Annotated in this window: 4 protein-coding genes and 1 pseudogene; 4 read left to right on the forward strand and 1 reads right to left on the reverse strand. The window is 35.3% G+C overall.

Annotated features, from left to right (window positions below; translation table 11 throughout):
• From RRG12_RS41865 to RRG12_RS41880, 4 genes are all read left to right on the forward strand, one after another.
• Positions 1 to 196, forward strand: a 196-nt coding sequence (locus RRG12_RS41865; protein WP_420763208.1) for a hypothetical protein, incomplete at its 5' end; no start/stop codon positions are given.
• Positions 197 to 297: 101 nt separating this feature from the next.
• Positions 298 to 552 carry a cysteine peptidase family C39 domain-containing protein gene (locus tag RRG12_RS41870; protein WP_420759239.1) on the forward strand — a complete coding sequence of 85 codons (255 nt, stop codon included), beginning with the start codon at positions 298 to 300 and terminating at the stop codon, positions 550 to 552.
• A 1,354-nt stretch (positions 553 to 1,906) separates the two neighbouring features.
• The gene (locus tag RRG12_RS41875; protein ID WP_069069290.1) at positions 1,907 to 2,086 is read left to right on the forward strand and encodes a hypothetical protein; all 180 of its coding nucleotides are present in this window, start codon (positions 1,907 to 1,909) and stop codon (positions 2,084 to 2,086) included.
• An 83-nt stretch (positions 2,087 to 2,169) separates the two neighbouring features.
• Positions 2,170 to 2,640: a HetP family heterocyst commitment protein gene (locus tag RRG12_RS41880; RefSeq protein WP_069069289.1), complete on the forward strand. Its 471-nt coding sequence runs from the start codon at positions 2,170 to 2,172 to the stop codon at positions 2,638 to 2,640.
• A gap of 778 nt (positions 2,641 to 3,418) precedes the next feature.
• Here the strand turns inward: RRG12_RS41880 and RRG12_RS41885 are convergent.
• Positions 3,419 to 3,512 (reverse strand): annotated as a pseudogene (locus RRG12_RS41885) (ribulose-phosphate 3-epimerase); the annotation flags it as partial.

The following is a 3,512-nucleotide window of genomic DNA, read 5'->3' on the forward strand; positions in this document are numbered from 1 at the left end:
CACATATAATATGCGCGTTGCCAAATTTAGCCCATCTTCATCTGAGAAAGCAGAGTCTAGATTTGTGATTTTATTTTCCGAGTGTTTCCGGAAGCGAGGGAAAATTACAGTAATGGTAAGAGTTGAAGCATTGAGAATTCAAGACTACGTTTCAAAAAATGCGAATATTACTAGCTTTAGCGATAAATATTGCTAATATTTCCCAGACTATGTTCACAATCAAAGGCTAGGTTATGGCGTTCCTATTCCTTTACTCAAAAACAAAGTTCACCAGATCGTGGTGCTACGTGCTTGGCAATGATTAGCCAATACTGGAGCTTATGTTTAAATCTCTACACTTTGCCTCAGTTAGCGCGGGTAGATCATAGACGTGTATCTCTCCAGGGTTTAGCAAAAGTAGCCCAAACTTTGGGATATGAAGCGCTATTAGTGAGGGCGAGTCTTAGTAAGCCGGACTCATATTATAACCCACAGATAGCTGATTGGCAAGAAATTCATTATATAGTTGTCTGGAGAGTTAAAGGCGATCGCATATTGATTTCCCAACCATAGCCAAGGCGTGGCTTTCGCATCCAGAGTTTGGAGCTAGCTAAATAGGATAAAGCTTCTTTTCCGTTAATCTTTTTACCATCAGCTTCCTGATTTTGGATATCTGGCGCATTACCTTAACAGCGCAGTGTTCTAGACCGAGGTATTCTTGTTGAGCAAGGCATTCATGAAGAACTCATGGTAATTGGTGTTTTTACTACTATTTAGTCCAAGTACCACTACATTTTTAATCTCAAGTTTATAAATATTTTAAATATTAATACATAAAAAAATACTACTAAATCAGCTTAATAATATTCTGTATTAGCTGCTTTATCTCTATTACAAAATTATTTAATGCTGTACAGACTTAATCTGCCACACCTTTTTGGGTAAAAGCATACAGTTATGGTCATTTTACTTTAGTCATAATAATGATGATTAAAGCTATAAGACTATTATTTGTTTTTGAAATATATGTAGGGTGCGTTACGTTCTGCTAACACCCCATACAAGAGTACTGAGACTTTTTAAACAACTTACGATTCCTCTATTATTCATAACCAGTAATTTAATTTTAAAACTAGGCTATCTATAAATTCATGACTGACACTCATGAAATATTTATGATCAGTTTACAGCGTTTTCATGTAGATACGCTGAAGCTGTAGCTCTTGTAAATCAAGAAATACAAGGCTGATAGATATAGTCCTCTAATTGAACTTATTGAAAAATAGGCTCAACACCATGCCTGCTAACACTTTTTATTCTCTGTATATACTATTTTTAGAAGTTGTTTTACATCAGATTTAATGGTAATATTTTCTAGTGACTTGACAATACTAAAAGGTTTAAATTGATATTGTGTGAGGGGTAAGACCCCCCATGAATTAGCAAAGAGGGACAAAAGTAAAAGTTGCACAATACGCAAGTAAGTATCAGAATACATTCAGTAAATTTAGCTTATAAATCTGCTAACTTAGTAGATGACATTAACGACAAAAAATAGTATAAATACGAATGACGTTGTTAACGCTCAAAGATAAATAAATTTTCTCCACTATCCAAAAAAATATGCAATTTTCCCGGAAAATGCCTAATTCAGCAGTAGTAAGAAATACAACCGTTTGAACAGAGACAATTTATTGAATTAGGAGTTGAGAAAGTTTAACAAGATAAAACTACATCTACCAATAATCACACTGAGATTTTGTCCTATCAGTCATCCGACAAGACAAAAGATAAATTTTGAACTTTCACTTAATAAAAAGTAAAAGCTACAGTTTCTTCCATTCATTGGAGGGAATCTGGATAATTAAGACTGAGCAGCCAACAAACTTGATTAAAAACAATCAAGTTTTTAATCAAAGGTCAGTTCATGGAAAGAAAGAATCATCAGCCTGAGTCTTTACCGCTCAAAGCTGCAAGAGTCAATCAGAGCTTGGGAAAGTTATGTACACGTCTGTTGATTCATAGATTTTTATCTCTTGTCAACATCCAACACAGTCCCATTGCTGATAATTTCCGAGAAGCGATTCCACAGCTGCAAAAAGGCTAGTGCAGTCTGTACACATCAATTGAAACAGCAACAATCGCAGAACCTGAACTAGTTTACTTCATCCCAGATAACTAAAAACTATGATGAATCAAGACATTGCTGGCATTAGTAACAACTTAGATAAGACAGTCAAGGCTCAACAATTTGACAAAGTAGTTGAAGCAATTCTTGCTGGGAAGTATTCCTGGGCATGTGTTTTAATGCTGAGATTTGGTGGTTATAATCCTCTCCATTACATTCCATATCGCACCTACAATCGGTTGCTCAAAGAAAACTCTCAAGCCAACAGAACCAAACAACAGCAAAGTGAAAATCTCAAAATGCTGAAACACGCTAATGATTCTAGGTCTGATAGTAATGTATCATCAAGCTGCTTAAGCAAAATTAAAGACCTAGCTTATCTGGAAGTCGTTGGAAAGAAAAAAACAGACATCCGTGGTGGTAGTTTAGACCAAAGATTGACACAGCACATTAACGAACATCAATCGAGCAAATCACCATTAAAACCAGAGAATACTCAAGATATATCCTTGAAATCTTGTGGATTCAATTAAAAAGTATTTTGAATCAATAGATTCTGCCCTAGAGGTGATTCCGTCTCTGAGAACCTGCTATGCTAATTTAAAATTTATAGCATGGCAGGTTTTCTATAGCACTCATTAATTTGATAACTTTTTGCAAAAATCTGCCAAAATGGCAAATATATACTGACAGTATTGGTAAACTAATAACAACTACAACTTGAACCAAAATAGAGGTGATTGGCAAGCAAGTTAATTTAATTAAATAAAATCAATGATTAGTTCTGACTATGAAATAAATCAAACTGATTACAAAAGTAGTCAGCATTTCATGGGGTAAATAACTCCTAAACCAAGACTGATGATCCAACCGTTGCTACTGGTGGTTCTATTTTTGAGGAAGTCTGAGCAAAGAAAATTTGGAGAGGTGGATTCCCCCAATCCAAATTTTATACAGCTTTAACCGACTGCAGACGGTGCGAGTAATGCTTATAAGACTTCCTATCCTGTGCTTGGTGTTGCTTTAGTTAATAAAGCAAACGCTTAACATCAATACCAGGAACAGAAAGAGAAAAGTTACGGTGAAATCGTTTCCTTGGCTGGTAGAACTAGTAGCTCATACGCTTCTCTTTCAACTATTGTAATCCTAGTCCTCCCAACCTGGATTATCTCTGGTTTCTAAACTTTCAATTTATATAGTAACTACTGGAGGTTCAAAACTTGAATAGCTTCCAGTTTTTTTATTTACACATAAAAAAGGTGAGCAATTTACTCACCTTTTTTTGTGGAGAATAGTTAATCCAAAAATGAATTAAACCTTAGCTAATTCTGGGCTAGGACGCTTGCTGTTGCGAATTGCTGTAATGGCTTCAGCATAATCCTTAGCGTTAAATACAGCAGAACCG

It is taken from the genome of Nostoc sp. CALU 546, from assembly GCF_048836525.1.

What these genes read in the sequence shown, in the direction of transcription:
- RRG12_RS41870 (WP_420759239.1), top strand. Translation starts at nt 298, where the DNA reads ATGATTAGCCAATACTGGAGCTTATGTTTAAATCTCTACACTTTGCCT.
- RRG12_RS41875 (WP_069069290.1), top strand. Translation starts at nt 1,907, where the DNA reads ATGGAAAGAAAGAATCATCAGCCTGAGTCTTTACCGCTCAAAGCTGCA.
- RRG12_RS41880 (WP_069069289.1), top strand. Translation starts at nt 2,170, where the DNA reads ATGAATCAAGACATTGCTGGCATTAGTAACAACTTAGATAAGACAGTC.